Origin of the sequence: Streptomyces bauhiniae (assembly GCF_004784475.1) — a bacterium.
Classification (GTDB): Bacteria; Actinomycetota; Actinomycetes; order Streptomycetales; family Streptomycetaceae; genus Streptomyces; species Streptomyces seoulensis.
Map to the genome: position 1 here is coordinate 76,462 of NZ_SRRT01000005.1, position 22,235 is coordinate 98,696.

The following is a 22,235-nucleotide window of genomic DNA, read 5'->3' on the forward strand; positions in this document are numbered from 1 at the left end:
GGGCGAAACGGACGTCACCGCCCGGCATTCCGGGCAAACTTGGCCGAAAACCGTCGTAGCAATGCTCGAAGTTCCTGACGTGGCGGGGCTTTTGCGGGCCGTACTCTGGGGCCGTGGTCGAGCGAGTCGAAGATCCAGCGCTGACGGCGTCCCGGCTCACCGGGCGCCGGGTCACGGGCGGCCCGGTGGGGGCGGGATCGCCCGCCGAGGTGACCCTCGAGGACGGCACGACGGTGATGGTCAAGCACGGCGACGGCCCCGGCGCGGTGCGCGCCGAGGCGGCCGGGCTGCGCTGGCTCGGTGCCGCGCGTGCGGTGCGGGTGCCGGAGGTGCTGGGGCACGACGAGTGGTCCCTGGTCAGCGAACGGGTGCCGACCGGCGCCGCCGATCCCGGAGCCGCGACGCGTTTCGGCCGCGCGCTGGCCGCGCTGCACGCCGCCGGCGCCCCCGCGTTCGGCGCCGCCCCGCCCGACGGGCCCGTGGAGGCGTACATCGGCCGGGCGCCGATGCGGAACGTCCGGGGCGACGACTGGCCCTCGTGGTACGCCGAGCACCGGGTGCTGCCGTACCTGCGCTCCGCCGTGGACGCGGGGACGGTCCGGCTGGGCGAGGCCGGGGTGATCGAGGCGGTGTGCGAGCGGCTGCCCGCGCTCGCCGGGCCCGCCGAGCCCCCCGCGCGCCTCCACGGCGACCTGTGGCAGGGCAACGTCCTGTGGGGCGCCGACGGCGAGGTCCGCGTCATCGATCCGGCCGCGCACGGCGGCCACCGGGAGACCGACCTGGCCATGCTCCGCCTCTTCGGCTGCCCGCACCTGGAACAGGTGCTGGACGGGTACGAGGAGACGAGCCCCCTCGCCGACGGCTGGCGCGACCGGGTCGGGGCGCATCAGCTCTTCCCGCTGCTGGTGCACGCGGTGCTGTTCGGCCGGGGCTACGCGGAACAGGCCCTGTCCGCCGCACGCGCCACCTTGGCCGGGTGAACCAGGGTCGCACCGAGGGCCGACGGGGCAGACGAATGTGCGGTGGGGCGCAGCCACCGCGCCCCGCGCGGCGTCCTTCCTGCTGACCCATCGGTTCACGGTGCCTCCCTCCGGGCTCTGGTCACGGAGTGTGAGGAAACCAACCACTCGTTCGATTCGTATAAGGACGTGAAGGACGAAACAGGGGAGAGACCATGCAACCGTTCACGCTCAACTACGCACGGCCTGCCGGGCAGTTGGATGTCACCACTCCGTACGCGTACGACTCCACGCTGCAGTTGAACGTCCTGCCGGACGGGCGGATCGCCGCGACCGACCACGCGATCCTGCTCACGCTGGGGACGACCACCTCCACGGCGGGCTCCAAGACGCACTTCGACGACTGATCGCGGGCCTTCGACGATGACCGTGCTCATCCTGACCAGTGACGAGGACGTCACGGCCGACATGGTGGTCCTGCGGCTGGGCGAGGCGGGCGTGCCCGTCGTCCGGTTCGACCCCGCCGACCTCACCAACGGGGTGGCGCTCTCCGGTGAGTACGCCGGGGAGGACTGCGGCGGGCAGTTGTCCGTCGGCGGACGTCTGGTCGGGATGAGCGGCCTGCGCTCCATCTGGGTGCGCAGGCCGGGCGACGCGGCCGCCCGTGCCGCCCAGCCGTCCTCCTGGCTGACCCAGGAGTCGGCGCAGGCGCTGTACGGGATGCTGCGGTGCAGCGACGCCCGCTGGATGAACCATCCGGACGCGGCCCGCCGCGCCCGGCACAAGCCGTGGCAACTGCGGCTCGCCCAGCGCAGCGGGCTGCCGGTGCCGGCCACGCTGATCACCACATTCCCCGACACCGCGCGGGAGTTCGCCGAGCGGCACCGGGACGTGGTGGTCAAGCCGGTCTCCGGCGCGCATCCGCAGGAGCCGCCGCGCGCGGTGCCGACCAGCCGGGTGGCACCGGGCACCGACTTCAGCGCGGTGGCCTTCGGGCCGACGCTGCTGCAGCGGCGGGTGGCCAAGCGGGCCGACATCCGGCTGACGGCGGTTGGGGACCGGCTGCTGGCGGCGCGCAAACCGGTCGATCCGGATGCCCACCCCGACCATGTGGACGTCCGGTTCGCCCCGTCCGTCTCCCCCTGGCTCGCCGCCGAGGTGCCCCCTCGGGTGGCGGTGTCGGTCCGCCGCTATCTGAAGAGCGCCGAGCTGGCCTACGGCGCCTTCGACTTCGCGGAGGACGCGGACGGCACCTGGTGGTTCCTGGAGTGCAATCAGTCGGGCCAGTTCGGTTTCGTGGAGCTGGACACCGGTCAGCCGATCGCGGAGACGATCGCCCACTGGCTGGCCGGAGACGACCGGCCCGTGGAGCCGTATACCCACGAGAACAGGGACGCCGTGCCCTGATGCCGTGGAGCACGGCTGGGAGAAGGGAGCGCTCGATGCGCATCGGACTGCTGGGAACGGGCCCCTGGGCGCGCGCCGCACACGCACCGGCGCTGGCCGGTCACCCCGGTGTGGAGTTTGCCGGGGTGTGGGGGCGCCGCCCGGAGGCGGCGGCCGCGCTGGCCGGGGAGTACGGGGTGCGGGCGTACCCGGACGTGGACGAGCTGCTGGCCGATGTGGAGGCGGTGGCGGTGGCGCTCCCGCCGTCGGTGCAGGCGGAGTTGGCGGTGCGCGCGGCGCGGGCCGGACGCCATCTGCTGCTGGACAAACCGCTGGCGCTGGGCGTGGCGGAGGCGCGGGCGGTGGCCGAGGCGGCGGAGCGGGCCCAGGTGGCGTCGGTCGTTTTCTTCACCACCCGGTTCCAGAAGGAGCCGGAGGCGTGGATCGAGGAACAGGCCGCCGAGGCGGGGTGGTTCACGGCGCGGGCGCAGTGGATGGGCTCGGTGTTCACCAGCGACAGCCCGTTCGCGGCGTCGCCCTGGCGGCGGGAGAAGGGCGCGCTGTGGGACGTGGGCCCGCACGCCCTGTCGGTGCTGCTGCCGGTGCTGGGGGACGTACGGCAGGTGCTCGCGGCGGTGCACGGGCCCGCCGACACCGTGCATCTGGTGCTGGACCATGCCACCGGGGCGTCGAGCACGCTGACGCTGAGTCTGTCGGCGCCGCCCTCGGCGGCCGGGGCCGATGTGGAGCTGCGGGGCGAGTCGGGAGTGGCGCTGCTGCCGAGGAGTTCGGAGGGCGCGGTGCCCGCGCTGGCCCGTGCCGTGGACGCGCTGGCGGCCGCCGCCCGCACCGGCCGCCGGCACGCCTGCGACGCCGCGTTCGGACTCCGGGTGACGGAGATCCTCGCGACGGCACAGGCGCGCCTGAGCGAACCGGTCGACTAGGCAGCCGGTCCCCTCTCCGCCCAGAAGTTCACGCGCTCCCGTACGACGGGATAGCCGGCCGTGGTGAAGTGGGCGGCCATCGGGAAGTTGCCCTGGTCGGTGGCGGCCGCGATGAAGTCGGCGCCCCGGGCGGCGAGGAAGCGGGTGCAGTCGGCCAGCAGGTCGTAGGCGTAGCCGTGGCCGCGCTGCTCGGGGACCACGCCGATGAAGCCGACGCAGGGCCCGGAGGGGTTGCGGGCCGGTACATGGATGCCGACGGTCTCGCCCTCGGGGGTACGGGCGAGACGCCACCACTCGCGGGGCGACGGGCACCAGTGGAAGAAGTCCAGCTCCTCCTGGGCGGCCAGTTCGACACCGCCCTGCTCGACGGCACGGCGGGCGTGGGCGTCCAGGGTGACGGAGTGGATGCGGCGCAGGGCGTCGAGGAAGACCTCGTCGTCCGGTTCCGGGGTGAACTTGAGGCGGCCGGGCTGCTCGGGCAGGCCCTGTTCGGGGGTCCAGCGGTAGAGGAAGCGCTCGACGAGGGGCTCGTACCCGGCGAGGCGGGCGGCGGCGGTGCGGGTGGCGACGGCGGAGGCCAGGGCCGGGTCGTCGCGCCAGCCCGGCGGGAGGTCGAGTTCGAGTTCCGGGGTGGTCCAGGGGGCGGTGCGCAGCAGTTCGGCGCCCGCGGCCTCCTCGCCCTCGGCCACGTCGAACCAGTTGATCAGCAGCGGGGCGGGGTCCTCGGTGCGGGCCCACCAGGCGGCGCGGGCGACGGGGCGTCCGTCGCGCAGGGCGACGCGCTGCCAGTCGGGGCGGTGGTGGGTGGTGCGGTGCCGCTCGCTCAGGCCGAGCGGGTCGGGCAGGTCGTGGAACAGATGGGCACTGCTCGGGTCGAGCGTGCGGATGACCGGTGCGGTCAAGGTGTCCTCCGGGAGATGTGCCTGCGGTGGCGGCGCTCCCGGTCCGGTCAGGGGCACACCCGGATGACGGAGTGGAGGGAGCGCGCGTGCTGGGTGATGTACATGACGCTCGCCTCCTTCCCGGTCCGTCTCGGGCGTGCTCACGCCACAGTAGGGGGACGTCCGCGCGGGCGTCCAGGGGTTTTACGGGGCGGGCGGCGGGGGCGGGCGCGGCGTAGCGTGGGCGTGTGAGATCGCTGCGTGGCTGGTCACCGGGCCGAACGCGGGAGCGGCGCGGCTGGCTGCGGGGTGCTCCCCCGCCGCTGTGGGTGCGGGTGCTTCCGGTGCTGCTGCTGATCGCGGTCACGCTGGCCACCCTCGTCACTCCGCACGCGAGCGATCTGGGTTTCCTGCTCGGCGCGATCCCGCCGCTGGCGGTCCTGTCGTACGGGCCGCTGGCCACGGCGGGGCTCGGCGTACTGGTGATCGTGTCGCTGCTGCTGCCGGTGACGCATCTCGACCGGCCGGGCGACACCGACCTGCTGACCATCGCCTTCGTGGCCCTGCTGAGCGTGTTCGTGTCCTATGTACGCAGCCACCGGGACGCCCAGTTGGACACCGAGCGGGAGATCGGCGAGGCGGTGCAGCGGGCGGTGATGCCGCCGCTGCCGGAGCGCGTCGGGGACTTGCGGTGCGTGGGGTTCAGCCGGGCCGCGCAGGACGGGACGCTGCTGGGCGGGGACTTCTTCGACGTCCGGGACGGCCCCTACGGGGTGCGGGCGGTGATGGGGGACGTACAGGGGCACGGGCTGTCGGCGGTGCGGACGGTGGTGGCGCTGCTGGGCGCGTTCCGCGAGGCGGCGCTGGACCAGCGGGCGCTGGAGGCGGTGGCCGCCCGGATGGACCGCAGGCTGGTGGTGGACTCCTCCGGGGTCCGGCACGCGGAGCTGTTCGCCACGGCGGTGCTGCTGGAGTTCTCCGCCGACACCCGCACGGTACGGGTGGTGACCTGCGGGCATCCGCCGCCGGTACTGCTGCGCGCGGGAGGGGCGCGGGAGCTGCCGGTCGCGCCGGGACCGCCGCTGGGCATCGGCCTCCTCGGGGTCGAGCCGCCGAAGGAGGTCACGGTGACGCTGGACCCGGGCGACCGCCTGCTGATCGCCACCGACGGCCTGTGGGAGGCGCGGGACACCTCCGGCCGCTTCTACCCCCTGCCCGAGCGCCTGGCCGCCCTCGCGAACACCGGCACGGCCGCGCTCCCGGACGCCCTCTGGGAGGACGTACGCCACCTCGGCCACCGCGTGGACGACGACGCGAGCGTGCTGGTCCTGGCCCCGGCGTCGTCGCCCCGCTGATTCCCGGCGCTCACCCGAACGGCCGACGGGCGGGGCGGAAGAAGCGCTCCTATGCTGAGAGCCCAGGGCGTCAGCCCCGCCGCAGCTCCGGCTCTCATGTGCTTGGAGTCAGCCATGCCCCGTTCCCCAGCACGCCTGCGCCGGAGGCTCGCCACCGCGGCCGCGCTCGGCGCACTCGTCGTCCCGCTCACCGCGGCCCCCTCTCTGGCGGCGCCGCCCGCCGCGCCCTCCCCCTCCCCCACGGGCCCCGACATACAGGCCCTCACCCCCGAGGTGAACCGGCAGATCGACGACGCCGTACAGCGGGTGATGCGCGAGGCGAACGTCCCCGGTGTCACGGTCGGGATCTGGACGCCCGACAAGGGGAACTACGTCCGCTCCTTCGGTGTCGCCGACAAGAGCAGCAAGCGCCCGATGTCCCCGGATCTCTACATGCGGATCGGCAGCGAGACCAAGACGTTCACCGTCACCGCGCTGCTGCAACTGGTCGACCAAGGCAAGGTGGACCTCGACGACCCCATCGGCCGGTACATCGCCGACGTACCGAACGGCGACAAGATCACGCTGCGCCAGCTCGCCGACATGCGCAGCGGGCTGTTCAACTACTCCCAGGACCCGGACTTCTTCAAGGCGCTCACCTCGGACCCGCAACGCTCCTTCACCCCGCAGCAGTTGCTGGACTACGCCTTCAAGCACCCGGTGCAGTTCGAGCCGGGCACCAAGTTCGAGTACTCCAACACCAACCTCATCCTGCTGGGCCTGGTCGTGGAGCAGCAGAGCGGGCAGGGGCTCGGGGACTACATCCAGCAGCACGTGCTGGACCCGGCCGGGATGAAGCACACCTCGTTCCCCGAAGGCACCGAGTTCCCGAAGCCGCACGCGCAGGGGTACACCGACCAGACGGCGGACGGGAAGATCGCGGAGACGGCCGGCTGGAACCCGTCCTGGGGCTGGGCGGCCGGCGCGATGGTCTCCAACCTGGAGGACATGCGGGTGTGGTCCCGGACGGTGGCCACCGGGCGGTTCCCGGACGGCGAGCGGATGATCACCCCCGCCACCCAGCGCCAGCGCCTGCTCACCCCGCCCACCGGCTACCCCGACGCGGGCTACGGCCTGGGCATCTTCAATGTGCACGGCTGGATCGGCCACAACGGCTCACTGCCCGGGTACGAGTCGCTGACGGTGTATCTGCCCTCGGCGAGCACCTCGCTGGTGGTGCTGCTGAACACCGACATCTCGCACAACGGCCAGGAGCCGAGCACCCTGTTCGGGCAGGCCGTCACCAAGGTCATCTCCCCCGGCCACGTCTACGACCTGCCCGCGCAGAACACCCAGCACTGAGCCCGCTCACGCGGCCGGTGCGCGGGCATGCGAGAGGGGTACGACCGGTCCCCCGCTCCGGTCGTACCCCCGCTGGACTGCCGAACTTAACCGCGGGGCCCGGCGGTGGCCATCGCAGCGGTGCCCGGTCGGCGCCGGTGAGCACTCAGCCGTGCACAGGTGCGTCCGCTTGGTCCCCGTTCGCGGCTGCCTCGGGGGCCGCGAGGGTGCCGTCCGCGAGATGGGCGAGGACCACCTCGTACAGGTCGCTGCCGCCCGCGAGGAGCTGGCGTTCCAGGACGGGTTCGGCGGCGCGGACGTGTTCGCGGACCGTCTGGGCGTGCACGCCCCGCTGTTTCGCGGCGCGTTCGGCGTTGGCGCCGGCCGCGATCCAGGCGCTCAGGGTGGCGCGCAGGTCGCGTCCGTCGCCGTCCAGCCGGCCGAGCAGGTCGCGGGCCCAGTCGCGCAGGGCGGCGGAGTCGAGCAGGTCGGTGAAGCGGGGGCCGGTGTGCGGGGTGGTGCCGGGGGCGTAGGGGCCGTGTGCCGCCTCGGTGAGCAGGGCGAGGCGGACGGCGGTGCGGGTGGTGAGGTCGGTCAGGTCGGTGTCGAGGAGGGTCTGCAGCCGGTCCATGCGGGCGCGGACGGTGTTGCGGCTGACGCCGAGCACCTTGGCGGCGCTGACCGCGGTGAAGTCCAGGCCCAGCCGGGTGGTGGCCAGCAGCTCGGCGCGGGTGTGGTGGGGCAGGGTGTCCAGCGGGCGCAGCGTCCGGGCGGACCAGGTGCGCAGCGCGGCCGGGTCCAGCAGGCGTTCGGGGTGGGTGCGTTCGGCGTAGACGGCGCTGCGGCCGGGGCTGAACCGGGCGACGGCGAGGGCGCTGACGGCCTGGCCGTAGGCGGTGGCGGTCCGGGCGAGGCGCTGGTGGAGGCTGCCGCCGAGGTAGGTGTCCGGACGGTCGGCGACGAGGGTGCGCAGCCGCTCCCCCGGCGCGGAGGCGGGGCTGACGACGATGACATGGCCGTCCATGGCGGGGCAGCGCACGACCAGCGCGCGGCCCTCGGTGACGTCGGCGCACTCCTCGGCGAGGGCGTCGCGTCCGGCGGGCGTGCCCTCGACGACATAGACGCGGGCGGTGTCCTGTTCGAGCAGGCCGGGCCAGAGTCCGGCGGCGACGCGGCGGGCGGAGACCACGTCCTCCACCATGAGCAGTTGCAGGATGGCCAGGCGCAGATCGGCGGAGGCGCGGCGCAACCGGCGTGCGGAGCGGGCGAGTTCGCCCTCCCGGAGCAGCAGGCCGAGGACGCCCGCGGTGCGGTGGACGATCTCGGCGGCGCGCCGGTCGAAGGGCTCGGGCCGGGCCACGGTGAGCACGGCACCGGCCGCGCGGCCCGGTCCGGGGTGGCGGATGCCGACCAGGTGGACATGGCGTCCGCCGTCCTCCAGGGCGGCGGCGGAGATCCGTCCGGTGGCCACGTCGGCGCGGACGGCCGTGTCGGCGGGGAGGCGGTCGCCGGCGAGGAGCCGGCCGTCGGCGTCCTCGAGTCCTGCGGTGGCGTGGACGGTGCGGGCGAGCCAGGCGATGACCCGGCGCGGGTGCCGTACGGCGGGCCGCAACTGGTCGAGCAGCTCTTCCGCCCAGGTGGCGGCGGTGTCGTACGGCGGTGGGGCGTGGGTGCCCTCGCCGGCTCGGGCGGCCACGTCGTGCACCTCGTCCCGTCTCGGCCTCGACGTTCGACGGCCGACGTTACCCGACACCTCCGCCGCGCGTCTCCGGGTGAACGCGGACAAAGCTCCGCCGGTGGCCTGGGGGGCGTTGGCCACCGGCGGAGACGGCGGGGCCCGGAGCTGGGGGGGGGAGTGCTCCGGGTGCCTCGACGTGCGGATGCCCCGGTCCGCGCGTCCTACGCCTGGCCGGGTGGGGGTGCGCGAGTGACGGAGGGGAACCGCTTAAGCTCGGCGGATGGCCAAGTACTTCGACGTGCACCCCGACAACCCGCAGCCCCGCGCCGTGGCGCAGATCGCGGACGCGGTCCGGTCGGGGTCGCTGATCGCTTATCCCACGGACTCGTGCTACGCGCTCGGCTGCAAGCTGGGCAGCAAGGACGGCATGGAGCGCATCCGCTCCATCCGCAAGCTGGACGACCGGCACCACTTCACGCTGATGTGCCAGAACTTCGCGCAGCTCGGCCAGTTCGTCCGTATCGACAACGACGTGTTCCGCGCGGTGAAGGCGGCGACGCCGGGCAGCTACACCTTCATCCTGCCGGCCACCCGCGAGGTGCCGCGCATGCTGATGCACCCGAAGAAGAAGACCGTGGGTGTGCGCATCCCCGACCATGTGGCGACCCAGGCGCTGCTGGCCGAACTGGGCGAGCCGCTGGTGTCCAGCACCCTGCTGCTCCCGGACGAGGAGGAGCCGCTGACCCAGGGCTGGGAGATCAAGGACCGGCTCGACCACGTGGTGGACGCGGTGGTGGACTCCGGCGAGTGCGGCACCGAGCCGACCACGGTGGTGGACTTCTCCAGCGGCGAGGCGGAGATCGTGCGGGTGGGCGCGGGCGACCCCGCGCGGTTCGAATAGACCGGCCGAGCCCGGCCCAGACCGACAAGGAAGCGTGCTGATCATGACCGACGTACAGGGAACGACCGTCACCATCCCCACGCGGGACGGGGACGCCGACGCCTATCTCACCCACCCCGCCGACGGACGTCCGTATCCCGGTGTCCTCTTCTACCAGGACGCCTACGGGCTGCGCCCCTGGCTGAACGGGATGGCCGACCGGCTGGCCGCCGGGGGGTACACCGTGCTGGTCCCCAATGTGTTCTACCGGCAGGGCACGGCCCCGGTGCTGGACCTGCCCGAGTTCATCGACCCGGAGTCCGACCCGACGATCTGGGAGCGGCTCGGCCCGCTGGTGCACTCGCTCACCCCTGAGCAGGCGGAGGTGGACGCGGACGCGTTCCTGGGCTGGCTGGAGGAGTCCCCGCTGGTCGCGGCCGGGCCGGTGGCGGTGACCGGGTACTGCATGGGCGCCCGGCTCGCACTGCGCGCGGCGGCCACGCATCCCGAGCAGGTGGCGGCGGCCGCCGGGTTCCACGGCGGCAACCTGGCCACCGAGGACCCGGACAGCCCGCACCTGGGCGCCGGCCGCATCACGGCCGAGCTGTACTTCGGCCACGCCGACCAGGACTCCTCGATGCCCGAGGAGCAGATGCGCCGCCTGGACGACGCGCTCACGGCCGCCGGGGTACGCCACACCAGCGAGGTCTACGAGGGCGCGCCGCACGGCTACACCCAGAAGGACACCCCGTCCTACGACGCGGCGGCCGAGGAGCGTCACTGGGCGGCACTCAACTCCCTTCTGCGGCGCACTTTCTGACGCTTGCTCACGTCACGGAACGTGTTCGGTTCAACTGATTGACACGTCCGTGACACACAAGCACTCTGAGAGCGCTCTCAACAAGGTACGGACCAGTATCCGTGCCGCCCCGAACCCCCACACGGAGGTGGAGAGTTGACTCGAAGAATCGCTCGTTCCGCGCTGTCGGCCACGGCCACGGCCGCCCTGGTCGGCTCAGTGCTGACGTTCGGCGCCGCCGGCCAGGCCAGTGCCGCGGTGCCGGACACGATCCCGCTCCAGATCACCAACAACTCGGGCCGCTCCGAGCCGGTGTACATCTACGACCTCGGCACCCAGTTGTCCTCCGGGCAGCAGGGCTGGGCCGACGCAGGCGGCACCTTCCACGCCTGGCCGGCCGGCGGCAACCCGCCGACCCCGGCGCCGGACGCGGCCATCGCCGGGCCCGGTCCGGGCCAGTCGACGACCATCCGGATACCGAAGTTCTCCGGCCGGATCTACTTCTCCTACGGCCGCAAGCTGGACTTCCGCCTCACCACCGGCGGTCTGGTGCAGCCGGCCGTGCAGAACCCCTCGGACCCGAACCGGGACATCCTGTTCAGTTGGTCCGAGTACACGCTCAACGACGCCGGGCTCTGGCTCAACAGCACCCAGGTCGACATGTTCTCGGCGCCCTACGCGGTCGGTGTGAAGCGGGGCAACGGCCAGGTCGCCACCACCGGCCACCTGAAGGCGGGCGGCTACTCGGCCGTCATGAACTCGCTGAAGAGCAAGTCGGGTTGGTCGGGCCTGGTGCAGACCCGCTCGGACGGCACCGTGCTGCGCGCCCTCTCCCCGCTGTACGGCGTGGAGACCGGGGCGCTGCCGGCCAACGTGATGGACGACTACGTCAACCGGGTCTGGTCCAAGTACTCCTCGCAGACCCTGACCGTGACGCCGTTCACCGACCAGCCGAACACCAAGTACTTCGGCCGGGTCTCGGGCAACGTCATGAACTTCACCAACTCCTCCGGCGCGGTGGTCACCAGCTTCCAGAAGCCGGACGCCTCCAGCATCTTCGGCTGCCACAAGCTGCTGGACGCGCCCAACGACCAGGTGCGCGGGCCCATCTCCCGCACCCTGTGCGCCGGTTACAACCGCTCCACGCTGCTGAGCAACCCCAACCAGCCGGACAGCTCCGACGCCGGCTTCTACCAGGACGGGGTCACCAACCAGTACGCGAAGGCCATCCACGCGCAGATGGCCGACGGCAAGGCGTACGCCTTCGCCTTCGACGACGTCGGCGCCCACGAGTCGCTCGTCAACGACGGCAACCCGCAGCAGGCGTACCTCACGCTGGACCCGCTGAACTGACGGGAACGCGAAGGGTCCCGCACACACCCGTGTGCGGGACCCTTGTCGTGCGGGGAGGTGCGGATCAGCCGGTCGTCAGGGCGGTGTCGTCGATGACGAAGCTGGTCTGGAGCGAGGAGTCCTCGACCCCGGTGAACTTCAGGCTGACCGTCGAGCCCGCCAGCGAGGACAGGTCGATGGTCTTCAGGACGTACCCCGTGGCCTTGTTGAGGTTGGAGTAGGTCGCCAGGGTGGTCGAACCGGCGGTGAGCGTCAGCTTGTCGTACTGGGTGCTGGTGGTGGTCTCCGCCGAGTCCACGTGCAGGTAGAAGGTCAGGGTCGCCTTGCAGCCCGCGGGGATCGCTACCGACTGGGCCAGGGTGTCGGTGTGCGTGGAGCCGTAGCCGTCCAGCCAAGCCTTGTACGAGCCGCCGTGGCTGGCCTGGCCGCTGTCGGTGGTAATGACGCCGCTGCTCGCGGTCCAGCCGGTGTTGCCGGACTCGAAGCCGGGGTTGGCGAGCAACTGGGTCGCCGAGCAGCCGCCGCCGGTGGCGCTGACCGTCCAGGTGAAGGCGGCCGTGCCGGTCTTGCCCGCGGAGTCGGTCACGGTGACCGTGGTGCTGGAGGAGCCCGCGCTGGTCGGGGTGCCGGTGATCAGGCCGGTGGAGGCGTTGATCGACAGCCCGGCCGGGAGCCCGGTGGCGCTGTAGCTGAGCGCGCCGCTGTTGGTGCTGCTGGCCTGGATCTGGAGGCTGACCGCCTTGCCCACGGTGGCGGACTGGTTGCCCGGGTTGGTGACGGTCACCCCGCTGGCCGGCGGGTTGATGTGGCTGCCGACGTTGATCCCGGCGAAGGCATTGCCGACGGCCGCGTACTCGGCGGAGTTGGCGCCGTAGAGCGCGGTGGCCGCGTTCAGGGCGGCGGTGCGGGCGGCCGCGTAGTTGGTGCTGGACGTCATGTACGTCGTCAGCGCCTTGTACCAGATCTGGAGGGCCTTGTCCCGGCCGATGCCGGTGACCGCGACGCCGTCCGAGGTCGGGCTGTTGTAGGTGACGCCGTTGATGACCTTGGTACCGCTGCCCTCGGAGAGCAGGTAGAACATGTGGTTCGCCGGGCCCGAGGAGTAGTGCACGTCCAGGCCGCCGAGGCTGGAGGACCAACTGTCCTTGGACGCGCCGTCCTTGCTCGGCTTGTCCATGTAACGCAGCGGCGAGCCGTCGCCGTTGATGTCGATCTTCTCGCCGATGAGGTAGTCACCGGGATCGCTGGTGTTGTTCGCGTAGAACTCCACACCGGTGCCGAAGATGTCGGAGGTCGCCTCGTTCAACCCGCCGGATTCACCGGTGTAGTTGAGCCCGGCGGTGTTGGAGGTGACACCGTGGCTCATCTCGTGGCCGGCGACGTCCAGCGAGGTGAGGGCGTGGGTGTTGCTCGTGCCGTCGCCGTAGGTCATGCAGAAGCAGGAGTCGTCCCAGAACGCGTTGACGTAGGCGTTGCTGTAGTGGACGCGGCTGTAGGCGGCGACGCCGTCGTTGCGTATGCCGCTGCGGCCGAAGGTGTTCTTGTAGAAGTCCCAGGTCTCCTGGGCGCCGTAGGCGGCGTCGGCGGCGGCGGTCTGGGTGTCCGAGCCCGCGCCCGAGCCCCACACGTCGTCGGCGTCGGTGAACAGGGTGCCGGTGCCCGACGTGCCCTTGTTCAGGTTGTACGTCTTGTGGCCGCCGCGCGTGGTGTCGTAGAGCTGGTACGTCGACCCGGACAGCGTGGTGTTGAGGCTGACCGTGCCGCTGTACTGGGTCTTGCCGGTGCCGGTCTGCACCGCCTGGTAGCGGTACAGCTCCTTGCCGGAGGTGGCGTCGGTGATGACGTGCAGCTTGCTCGGGGTGCCGTCGTCCTGGAAGCCGCCGATGACGGATTCCCAGGCGAGCGTCGGGGTGCCGGAGCCGGCCCAGATCACCTTGCGCGCGCTGTCGGCGGCGGGCTTCTCCGCCTTCAGGGCCTTGGCGGCCTTGAGCGCCGTGGACTGCGCGGCGGATTTGGTCACGGCCGCGGTGGTCGAGGCGACCTTGATGACCCGCTTGGTGTTGAAGGTGGTGCTCACCGTGCCCTTGGCCACGGAGGCGGGCGGGGTGTGCACCACGAGGTCGCCGCCGAGGACCGGCAGGCCCGCGTAGGTGCGCTCGTAACGGGTGTGCACGGTGCCGTCGTTGTCCTTGACGACGTCCCGGACGACCAGCTTCTCCTTGGCGCCGAGGCCGAGGGAGCGGGCGGTGTCGTCGGTGCCCTGCTTGGCGGTCTTGAGCAGCGCCGCGTGCTGGGCGGGGCTGAGCCTGGCCTCCAGGGCGCCGGTGCGCAGCGGGGCGTGGGGGGCGGCGGGCCGGGCGGCCGCGGGGGTCGCCTGGACGGCCACGGCGAGGAGCGCCGCCGTGGACAGCAGGGCGGCCCCGACCGTGGCTCCCTTGCGGGAAACCCGGCCGGAAAGGGGTCTGTGGGGAAGGCGTCTCACTCGTACTCCTCCTGTGAAGGGAGTGGGGAGGATGCGCGTACGGGGCGAGAATGGCACCTTGACTAGGTCATGTCACCAAGCGCCGGGGCAAGCGAGGGTTTTCCCTAGGAGGTCGCAGGGATTCCGGCGAATGAATTCGACCTCAAACCTCGCTGTGTAAAACCTTTTTGACAACCGGACAAAGAAATCACCATGACCGTCCGCATTCCGGAGTGCCGGTTTTCCCGGAGCGGGTCTCCGAGGGGTACCCCGCCTCCCCCCTGAGACGGACCCCCGAGAACCCGCCTGTGAGGGGACGACCGCACCCCCGCTCTCCCCCTACCGTCTCTTCCGTGACCGATACGACGCACACCCAGCCGATACCGCCGGGCCGGACCGCGCGGCAGCGCAGCCCCGAGTTCCGGTTCGCCGCGGACGCCCTGCGCGGGCTGCGGCAGGACCTGTTCCACCAGGCCTTCGCCTACCGCCCGCTGCCGCCCACCGAACCCGGCGGCCGCTTCACCCGGAGCGGCTCCGCGCGTATGCGGGAGTACGGGGCCTGGGCACCGCACATGGCGGTGGCCGCCGTCGCGGGGCTGTCGGCGTTCGTCTCCGTGGTGGGCACGTACACCGACGGCCTGTTCGGACTGCTGTGCGCGCTGCTGGCCGGGGCGCCGGTGCTGCTGACGCTGGTGCGTCCGGTGGGGGCCTTCTGGGTCTCCCTGGCGGGGAACGCCCTGGCCCTGTTCCTCGACGGAGGTACCACGCGCGAATCCCCCTGGCTGCCCGGCGGCTTCGTCGCGCACCTGGCCGTGGTGACGGTCGTCGCGATGCGCACCCGCCCCCGGACGGCCGCCTGGATGTGGCTGCTGACCGCGGTCTACGGGTTCTTCACCTACGGTCTGTTCGGCTGGAGCGACGACTTGGGCCACGGGTCCGACCTGGGACCGATGCTGTTCTTCGCCGGCGCCTTCCTGCTGGCCGTCTCGGTCCGGCAGACCCTCAGGCAGGCCCGCCGGGAGGTGAGCGTCCACCAGACCGTCACCGCGCACGAGCGCTCGCGGCGCACCCTGCTGGAGGAGCGCACCACCATCGCCCGCGAGCTGCACGACGTGGTCGCCCACCACATGTCGGTGGTCGCCATCCAGGCCGAGGCCGCGCCCTACCGGGTTCAGAACCCGCCGCCGGAGCTGGAGAAGGCGTTCGCCACCATCCGGGAGAACGCGGTCGCCGCCCTGACCGAGCTGCGCCGGGTCCTGGGCGTGGTCCGCGCCCAGGACTACGAGGCACCGGACGCCCCGCAGCCCACCCTCGCGGACCTGGACGCCCTGCTCGCCAACGTCCGGGACGCCGGGCTCGACGTCACCAGGACGGTGACGGGCGCGGTGCGCGAACTCCCGCAGGGCGTGGAGCTGTCGGCGTACCGGATCGTGCAGGAGGCGCTCAGCAACACCCTGCGGCACGCGCCGGGCGCGGACGCCAAGGTGGAGATCGGGTACGTGCTCGGCGGTCTGGGTCTGCGCGTGGTCAACGGGGCGCCGCCCGCGCCGAGTCTGATCAAGCCCTCCCCCGGCGCCGGGCACGGCATCACGGGCATGCGCGAACGCGTCTCCATGCTGAACGGCGAGATGACGGCGGCCCCGACGGCCGAGGGCGGCTACGAAGTCGCCGTGTTCCTGCCGGTCCCGGCGGCCGCCCCGAGCGAGGGTGGGGCATGACGATCCGCGTGGTGATCGCCGACGACCAGATGATGGTCCGCGAGGGCTTCTCGGTCCTGCTGAACGCGATGCCGGACATCGAGGTCGTCGGCGAGGCGGTCAACGGCCGCGAGGCCGTCGCGCGGGTGCGTGAACTCGCCCCGGACGTCGTCCTGATGGACATCCGCATGCCGGAGATGAACGGCATCGAGGCGACGCGCGAGATCATCGCGGCAGACGCGACGGCCAAGGTGCTGGTGCTCACCACCTTCGACCTGGACGAGTACGTGTACCAGGCCCTGCGGGCCGGGGCCTCCGGCTTCCTGCTGAAGGACGCCTCCGCACGCCAACTCGCGGACGGCGTGCGGGTGGTGGCCTCCGGAGAGGCGCTGCTCGCGCCGACCGTCACCAAGCGGCTGATCCACGAGTTCTCCCGCCTCTCCGAGGCTCCGCGCCTGATGCCGGCCGCCCACGCGGCCTACGGCGAGCTGACCGAGCGGGAGACGGAGGTGCTGGTGCTGATCGCGCAGGGCCTGTCGAACTCCGAGATCGCCGAGCGGCTGGTGGTGGCCGACTCCACCGTCAAGACCCATGTGAGCCGCATCCTGGTGAAGCTGGGCCTGAGGGACCGCACCCAGGCGGCGGTGTTCGCGTACGAGGCGCGGCTGGTCACACCGGGGTGACCCGGCGGGACTACCAGCGTCCGGGCTCCGTGCCCACCAGCGGCTTGGAGGCGATGCCGTCCACACCCACGGGCACGTCGCCCTGGAGCATCACCCGGTGCATGATCCGGGGGTGGTCCACGTGGGCGGTGTCGCTGGGGGCGAGGTGGACGGTGGCCCGGTTGTCCCAGAAGGCGACACTGCCGGGCTCCCAGCGGAAGCGGACGGTGTACTCCGGCCGTACCACCTGCTCCAGCAGCATCTCCAGCAGGGCCGCGCTCTCCGGCCGGGAGACGCCGGAAATCTGCTCCAGGTAATACCCGTTGACGAACAGCACCCGCTCCCCCGTCTCCGGGTGCACCCGCACCAGGGGGTGTTCGGAGGCGACCTGGTGGTCCAGCAGATGCCGCAGGTACGCGTCGTCGCCGGGCCGGGGCTGGTAGCCGACCCCGAGCCGGTGCTCGGCCCTGAGGCCGTCCACGAAGGCGCGCACCGGCGCGGAGAGCCCGGCGTAGGCGGCGGCCAGGTTGGCCCAGGTGGTGTCGCCGCCGTACGGGGGTACGGTCTCGGCGCGCAGGATGGTCGCGGCGGGCGGGTCGATCCGGGCGCCGTGGTCGCAGTGCCAGCCGCGCAGCAGGGTGTGCCGGCGCCGGCGCAGCCACTCCTCGTGCTCCATGCCGAACCGGCCGCCCAGCTCCAGCCGGTCGGCGGTCGTCTCCACCTCGGGGAAGCCCTCCGGCGAGGCACTCCCCCGCTTGCGCAGCACCACGGGCTCGCCGAAGCGGCGGGCGAAGGCGACGTGCCCGGCGTGGTCGAGCCGCTGGTCGCGGAAGAACACCACCTTCCAGCGCAGCATCGTGTCCCTGATCAGCGCCACCAGGGAGTCGTCGAGCGGTGCGGCGAGGTCGACGCCGGTGATCTCGGCGCCGATGTGCCCCGCGACCGGTTTCACCGCCACGCCCGCGCTGCGCTCGGGCCGCTCCGCCGAGGTGCTGTCCGTGGTCATGTGTGCGCTCCCGAAGGTCGTCGTACGGGCCTCACCGTGATCGTGTCAGCCCGACGGCGCCCTTGGCGAGCGCGACGGCTGACACCTGCCATGCAAAAGCAGCGCTCAGCCCTTCGCCGCTCGCAGCGCGTCCAGCGCCCGGTCGGCGTGGGTGTTCATGCGCAGTTCGCTGCGGACGATCTCCAGGACCGTGCGGTCCTGCCCGATGACGAAGGTGACCCGCTTGGTGGGCGCGAGCGTGAAGCCCCGCTTGACGCCGAAGCGTTCACGGATCGTGCCGTCGGTGTCCGAGAGCAGGGGCATGCCGAGGGTGTGGCGCCCGGCGAACTCCTGCTGCTTCTCGACGGTGTCACCGCTGATGCCCACGGGCCGGGCCCCGGCGGCTTCGAACTCGCTCGCCAGGTCGCGGAAGTGGCACGCCTCGGCGGTGCAGCCGGCGGTGAGGGCGGCCGGGTAGAAGAACAGCACGACCGGGCCGTCGGCCAGGAGTTCCGTCAGCCGTCGTTCGGTGCCGGTCTCGTCCGGCAGCGTGAAGTCCTCGACGGTGTCGCCGACTTGGAGGCTCATGACTGTCCCTTCGCGGTACGGGCGACGCCCCGGGCCCACAGCACCAGCGGCACCTGGAGGGGCAGCCGGGCGAGGGAGGCGGTGCGCTGCGGGGCGGGGCGGTGCCGCCAGTCGACGGCCATCTTCACATTGGCGGGGAAGACCCCGACGAAGAAGGCGGCGGCCATCTTCGCGGCCGGTGCGCGGGTGGCGGGCACGGCGATCCCGGCGGCCAGGGCGAGTTCCGCGACCCCGCTGACGTGGGTCCAGGTGCGGGGCGAGCCGGGCAGGGAGCGGGGGACGAGCCCGTCGAACATCTTGGGGGCGGCGAAGTGGGCGATCCCGGCCGAGGCCAGCAGACCGGCGAGCAGCAGGGGCGAGCGTGGGGGCACGATGTCTCCTTCGATGGCCTGCCGCCGGATATTACTTGACGGTAGGGGCAGGTCGGCGGCTCGGGTACGGGTGCGGCGGCGGCAGCCGTTCGGGGGAACCCTCGGCGCGGTGGGCGTGGTGGCGTCCGGCGTGGTCGACATGTTCTGCCGTGACCGTCGCCCCGCTGCCGTTCGTCCGCCCCATGCTCGCCACCCCCGGCACCCTGCCGCCGCCCGCCCAGGACGCGCGCTGGGCGTACGAGACCAAGCAGGACGGGCAGCGGGTGATGGTCTACCTGCCCGGCGACGGAACCCTGCTGCTGCGCGCCCGCTCCGGGGAGGACATCACCGCCGCCTACCCTGAACTCGGCCCACTGGCCGCCGCCTTGGGCGACACGCCCGCCATCCTGGACGGCGAGGTGCTGGCGCTGGACGCGGAGGGCCGGGCCGACTTCCAGGCGCTGCAGAACCGGATGGGCCTCGCGCACACCCCGGCCCTGGCCGCACACCGGGCGGCACGGGCACCGGTCCACCTGGTGCTGTTCGACGTGCCGTACCTCTCCGGGCCCCAGATGGCAGCCACCTACGCGCGGCGGCGGGACCTGCTGGCGGGCCTCAACCTGAACGGTCCGCGCTGGTCGGTGCCGGGCGCGGTGGTGGGACACGGTGCCGAGGCGCTGCGGATGACGCGGGAGCACGGCCTGGAGGGGGTGGTGTGCAAGCGGCTGGACTCGGTGTACGAGCCGGGGACCCGCTCCCGGAACTGGATCAAGATCCGGAACACCCGGAGCGTGGATGTGATCGTCGGCGGCTGGCTGCCCGGCAAGGGCCGGCTGTCCGGGCTGCCGGGCGCGGTGCTGGTCGGCCGGCGGGCCGGAGGGCGGCTGGTGTACGCGGGCCGGGTGGGCACGGGGTGGAGCGAGGGGGAGCGCACCGAGCTGGCCGCACTGCTGGCGGCCTCGGCGAGCGAGCGGTGCCCCTTCGACCCCGTGCCCCGGATTCCGGGGGCGCGCTGGGTGCTGCCCCGGCTGGTCGGCGAGGTCGGCTTCAGCACCCGGACGCGGGCGGGGCTGCTGCGCCAGCCGAGCTGGCTGCGGCTGCGCACCGACCTCACCCCGGAGGAGTCGACGGCGGACCTCCCCGAGGATCTCTGAACACTCGGCTGACAGGATTTCACCTGTGGGACAGGTGGGACGGCTTCACAGCGGGGCCTTCGGCCGGGATGCTGAACTGCCTTGTCCCCCAACGCAGTTGGAGATTGAAGTGGGTTCGTCCACGTCCCGCCGACGGCGCGGCAGATGGCTCGCCACGCTCACCGGCGCCGCCACCCTCGTGATCGCCTTCCCGGCCGCGGCCTTCGCCGCTCCCCCGCTCGCCCTCCCGGTCAACGCCACGGCCGAGGAGCTGAAGTACCAGCCCGCGTTCGACTACGACACCGACGGCTGCTACTCGACGCCCGCGATCGGCCCCGACGGCACGGTCAACCCCGGCCTGAACCCGACCGGCGCGCTCAACGGCAACTGCCGGGACGCCTCGGACCTGGACAACACCAACGGCTACTCGCGCGCCAAGTGCAACAACGGCTGGTGCGGCTATCTCTACGGGCTGTACTTCGAGAAGGACCAGGCGCTGCCCGGCAGCAGCATCGGCGGCCACCGCAACGACTGGGAGCACGTGGTGGTGTGGGTGCAGGACGGACAGACGCGGTACGTGTCGACGTCCAACCACGGCTCCTTCACCGTGCACCCGGTCTCCGAGGTCCGCTTCGAGGGCACCCACGCCAAGGTCGTCTACCACAAGGACGGCATCGGCACGCACTGCTTCCGGCTGGCCAACACCAATGACGACCCGCCGGAGAACCACAAGCACACCTGGCAGTACCCGGCGCTGGTCGGCTGGGACGGCTACCCGCCCGGTCTGCGCGACAAGCTGAGCACGTATGACTTCGGCAGCGCCAACTTCGGCCTGAAGGACGCGAGTTTCGCCTCGCACCTGGCGTCGGCGAAGCCGGCCGGCATCCCCTTCGACCCGAACGCCTGACCCTCTCGCGGGCCGGCCCGGCACCCGTCAGGCGGTGCCGGGTTCGGTCCGCTCCTCCAGGTACGCGGTGAGCTGGTGCGCCAGGCTGTCGGGCCCGCAGGCGGCGGTGGCCACCTGGGCGGTCTCGGTGAGGCCGATGCCGCCGGCCCACAGCCTGCGGTCGGTCCACTCGTCGTCCACCCGCAGATGGACCTGGACGTCGACATGGGTGAGCGCGTCCTCGGCGGCGGCCGCGTGGACCACGGCGGTGGCCCGGCGCAGCGGGTACACGTCGAAGCCCTCGATGAACTGCGAATTGCGCCAGTCGATGAAGGCGCCCTCGCCGTCGGCGCCGACCCGGACGTCGATCTGACCGTCCTCGAGCTGGACGCTGCACGGGCGGGTGCCGCGGTTCTCGATGGTCACCCGGACGCTGAAGTACGTCAGCCCGGCCGCGGCGTCGTCACGCCCCCGGGGCGGTTCGGCCGTCTCCAGACGGTGGACGCGGACCCGCAGACCGGCGTGCTCGCCGTATTCCTGCCAGTCACCGACCACGTTCGGCTCGTACACAGTGCCCCTCTCGACCATCCGCGAGCTGCTGTCTATCCGTGTGCTCAGCACACTGTCAAATGAGCGGAATGCCACATGGCCAGGCGGTTCGCCCGCTTCGCTCGGTGATCAAGCCGTGCCCAGGAGAAACCGTCCGGGCGGGTGCGCGGGCACCGCTCGCGCGCGTGCCGCACATCACTCCGGGCGACCGCCTCTCACGGCCCGCGTCCATGGAGCCACCCAGTCCAAAACCGGGTCAAGACCGACACGGGTTTCGTCCCTTATTGGCATGTTTGTTTGTTTTTGCCGCACACTGGGGAAGAGGGACTGCAGTGCTGAATGTGCCTGTCGCCCCAGCCCGCGAGAGAAGTGCACGCGATGTCTGTAACTGGCAGCACGAAAACCCACCCTCACGACGACGCCCCTGACACGGCCCATGCCTTCGAGCGCCTTTCCGGGCTCCCCGAGGGTCCCGAGCGCGCGGCGCTGCGGGACGAGCTGGTGCGCCTGTGGCTGCCCATGGCCGAGCGGATCGCCGTCCGCTTCCGTGGCCGCGGCGAGTCCCTGGAGGACCTGTACCAGGTGGCCGCCCTGGGCCTGGTGAAGGCCGTGGACCACTACGACCCCGAGCGCGGCCGGGCCTTCGAGGCGTATGCGGTGCCGACGATCACCGGCGAGATCAAGCGCCACTTCCGGGACCACATGTGGACCCTGCATGTGCCGCGCCGGGTGCAGGACCTGCGCAACCGGGTCCGCAGCGCCGGCAAGGAACTGGCGCAGACCATCCCGGGCCGCCCGCCCACCGTGGCGGAGCTGGCGGCGCACACCCGGCTCAGCGAGGACGAGGTGCGCACCGGCATGGAGGCGCTGGAGTGCTTCTCCGCGCTGTCCCTGGACGCCGACGTGGCCGGTACGGACGGGTACGCGCTCGGCGACTCCCTGGGCGAGCCGGACCCGGGCTTCGACCTGGTGGTGGACCGGGCGGCCGTGAAACCCTGCCTCGCGGCGCTGCCCGAGCGGGAGCGCACCATCCTCTACCTGCGGTTCTTCCGGGGGATGACGCAGAGCGGGATCGCCGAGCAGCTCGGCATATCCCAGATGCACGTCTCCCGGCTGCTGAGCGGCTGCTTCGACCGGCTGCGCGAGGAACTGCTCACCGAGTCCGGCTGAAGCCCCGTCTCTCCCGCGTCACCGCGCCTTTCACTCTTTCGGGCGAGAGCCGCCCGTCTTCGTGACGCCCCGGACGCGCTGCGTGGCCGGGGGATGTCACCGCACATCAGGGCCCTCCCGCGGGGTAGTCGGGAGGCAGCCGACCCCTTTTCGGCCGGACACTGGTCGAGACCGGTGGCCGCCGGGCCCCGAGAGCAGG

General features: G+C 72.2%; 21 protein-coding genes. 14 read left to right on the forward strand and 7 right to left on the reverse strand.

Annotated elements, in window-relative coordinates:
* Positions 1-113: 113 nt before the first annotated feature.
* The 4 genes from E5083_RS17305 (at position 114) to E5083_RS17320 (ending at position 3,289) form a co-directional block, all read left to right on the forward strand.
* Complete coding sequence (locus E5083_RS17305; RefSeq protein WP_208754075.1) at positions 114-980, forward strand: fructosamine kinase family protein; 867 nt, start codon at positions 114-116, stop codon at positions 978-980.
* A gap of 194 nt (positions 981-1,174) precedes the next feature.
* Positions 1,175-1,366 carry a putative ATP-grasp-modified RiPP gene (gene tgmA, locus E5083_RS17310; protein ID WP_135786608.1) on the forward strand — a complete coding sequence of 64 codons (192 nt, stop codon included), beginning with the start codon at positions 1,175-1,177 and terminating at the stop codon, positions 1,364-1,366.
* A gap of 16 nt (positions 1,367-1,382) precedes the next feature.
* A complete protein-coding gene (tgmB, locus tag E5083_RS17315) occupies positions 1,383-2,366 on the forward strand; it encodes an ATP-grasp ribosomal peptide maturase (RefSeq protein ID WP_135786609.1) in 984 nt (327 codons plus the stop codon).
* A gap of 35 nt (positions 2,367-2,401) precedes the next feature.
* The gene (locus E5083_RS17320) at positions 2,402-3,289 is read left to right on the forward strand and encodes a Gfo/Idh/MocA family protein (protein WP_135786610.1); all 888 of its coding nucleotides are present in this window, start codon (positions 2,402-2,404) and stop codon (positions 3,287-3,289) included.
* On the opposite strand, the gene E5083_RS17325 is transcribed toward E5083_RS17320, so the two are convergent.
* Positions 3,286-4,191: an N-acetyltransferase gene (locus E5083_RS17325; RefSeq protein WP_135786611.1), complete on the reverse strand. Its 906-nt coding sequence runs from the start codon at positions 4,189-4,191 to the stop codon at positions 3,286-3,288. The two genes, E5083_RS17320 and E5083_RS17325, sit on opposite strands and share 4 nt — an antisense overlap.
* 227 nt (positions 4,192-4,418) lie before the next feature.
* On the opposite strand from E5083_RS17325, the gene E5083_RS17330 reads away from it, so the two are divergent.
* Positions 4,419-5,525, forward strand: a complete 1,107-nt coding sequence (locus E5083_RS17330; protein ID WP_135786612.1) for a PP2C family protein-serine/threonine phosphatase — start codon at positions 4,419-4,421, stop codon at positions 5,523-5,525.
* Between the two features lie 114 nt (positions 5,526-5,639).
* Positions 5,640-6,866, forward strand: coding sequence for a serine hydrolase domain-containing protein (locus E5083_RS17335; protein WP_135786613.1), 1,227 nt, complete (start codon positions 5,640-5,642; stop codon positions 6,864-6,866).
* Between the two features lie 145 nt (positions 6,867-7,011).
* Here E5083_RS17335 and E5083_RS17340 read toward each other — a convergent pair whose 3' ends face one another.
* Positions 7,012-8,541 carry a helix-turn-helix domain-containing protein gene (locus tag E5083_RS17340; RefSeq protein ID WP_135786614.1) on the reverse strand — a complete coding sequence of 510 codons (1,530 nt, stop codon included), beginning with the start codon at positions 8,539-8,541 and terminating at the stop codon, positions 7,012-7,014.
* A 262-nt stretch (positions 8,542-8,803) separates the two neighbouring features.
* Here E5083_RS17340 and E5083_RS17345 point away from each other — a divergent pair, with 262 nt between their 5' ends.
* The 3 genes from E5083_RS17345 (at position 8,804) to E5083_RS17355 (ending at position 11,555) form a co-directional block, all read left to right on the forward strand.
* Positions 8,804-9,424 carry an L-threonylcarbamoyladenylate synthase gene (locus E5083_RS17345; protein WP_161190925.1) on the forward strand — a complete coding sequence of 207 codons (621 nt, stop codon included), beginning with the start codon at positions 8,804-8,806 and terminating at the stop codon, positions 9,422-9,424.
* 43 nt (positions 9,425-9,467) lie between these two features.
* Positions 9,468-10,223 carry a dienelactone hydrolase family protein gene (locus tag E5083_RS17350; RefSeq protein WP_135786615.1) on the forward strand — a complete coding sequence of 252 codons (756 nt, stop codon included), beginning with the start codon at positions 9,468-9,470 and terminating at the stop codon, positions 10,221-10,223.
* 135 nt (positions 10,224-10,358) lie between these two features.
* The gene (locus E5083_RS17355) at positions 10,359-11,555 is read left to right on the forward strand and encodes a glycoside hydrolase family 64 protein (protein ID WP_135786616.1); all 1,197 of its coding nucleotides are present in this window, start codon (positions 10,359-10,361) and stop codon (positions 11,553-11,555) included.
* Positions 11,556-11,619: 64 nt separating this feature from the next.
* Here E5083_RS17355 and E5083_RS17360 read toward each other — a convergent pair whose 3' ends face one another.
* Positions 11,620-14,037 (reverse strand): M4 family metallopeptidase, encoded by a 2,418-nt coding sequence (locus E5083_RS17360; RefSeq protein ID WP_425276730.1) that lies wholly within the window; start codon positions 14,035-14,037, stop codon positions 11,620-11,622.
* Positions 14,038-14,369: 332 nt separating this feature from the next.
* On the opposite strand from E5083_RS17360, the gene E5083_RS17365 reads away from it, so the two are divergent.
* Positions 14,370-15,734, forward strand: a complete 1,365-nt coding sequence (locus E5083_RS17365; RefSeq protein ID WP_135786617.1) for a sensor histidine kinase — start codon at positions 14,370-14,372, stop codon at positions 15,732-15,734.
* Complete coding sequence (locus E5083_RS17370; protein WP_135786618.1) at positions 15,731-16,396, forward strand: response regulator; 666 nt, start codon at positions 15,731-15,733, stop codon at positions 16,394-16,396. The genes E5083_RS17365 and E5083_RS17370 overlap by 4 nt, the downstream gene beginning before the upstream one ends.
* A 10-nt stretch (positions 16,397-16,406) precedes the next feature.
* Here E5083_RS17370 and E5083_RS17375 read toward each other — a convergent pair whose 3' ends face one another.
* From E5083_RS17375 to E5083_RS17385, 3 genes are all read right to left on the reverse strand, one after another.
* On the reverse strand, positions 16,407-17,381 hold the full coding sequence (locus E5083_RS17375) for a TauD/TfdA dioxygenase family protein (protein WP_135786619.1): 975 nt from the start codon (positions 17,379-17,381) through the stop codon (positions 16,407-16,409).
* 105 nt (positions 17,382-17,486) lie between these two features.
* Positions 17,487-17,948: a peroxiredoxin gene (locus E5083_RS17380; RefSeq protein WP_135786620.1), complete on the reverse strand. Its 462-nt coding sequence runs from the start codon at positions 17,946-17,948 to the stop codon at positions 17,487-17,489.
* A complete protein-coding gene (locus E5083_RS17385) occupies positions 17,945-18,322 on the reverse strand; it encodes a DoxX family protein (RefSeq protein ID WP_425276736.1) in 378 nt (125 codons plus the stop codon). The genes E5083_RS17380 and E5083_RS17385 overlap by 4 nt, the downstream gene beginning before the upstream one ends.
* Positions 18,323-18,501: 179 nt before the next feature.
* Between E5083_RS17385 and E5083_RS17390 the strand changes: the two genes are divergently transcribed.
* Both E5083_RS17390 and E5083_RS17395 read left to right on the forward strand, forming a co-directional pair.
* Complete coding sequence (locus tag E5083_RS17390) at positions 18,502-19,452, forward strand: ATP-dependent DNA ligase (RefSeq protein WP_135787019.1); 951 nt, start codon at positions 18,502-18,504, stop codon at positions 19,450-19,452.
* Between the two features lie 109 nt (positions 19,453-19,561).
* On the forward strand, positions 19,562-20,338 hold the full coding sequence (locus E5083_RS17395; protein ID WP_135786621.1) for an NPP1 family protein: 777 nt from the start codon (positions 19,562-19,564) through the stop codon (positions 20,336-20,338).
* 27 nt (positions 20,339-20,365) lie between these two features.
* Here E5083_RS17395 and E5083_RS17400 read toward each other — a convergent pair whose 3' ends face one another.
* The gene (locus tag E5083_RS17400) at positions 20,366-20,887 is read right to left on the reverse strand and encodes a hypothetical protein (protein ID WP_135786622.1); all 522 of its coding nucleotides are present in this window, start codon (positions 20,885-20,887) and stop codon (positions 20,366-20,368) included.
* Between the two features lie 357 nt (positions 20,888-21,244).
* Between E5083_RS17400 and E5083_RS17405 the strand changes: the two genes are divergently transcribed.
* Positions 21,245-22,036: an RNA polymerase sigma factor SigF gene (locus tag E5083_RS17405; RefSeq protein ID WP_135786623.1), complete on the forward strand. Its 792-nt coding sequence runs from the start codon at positions 21,245-21,247 to the stop codon at positions 22,034-22,036.
* Positions 22,037-22,235 lie beyond the last annotated feature (199 nt).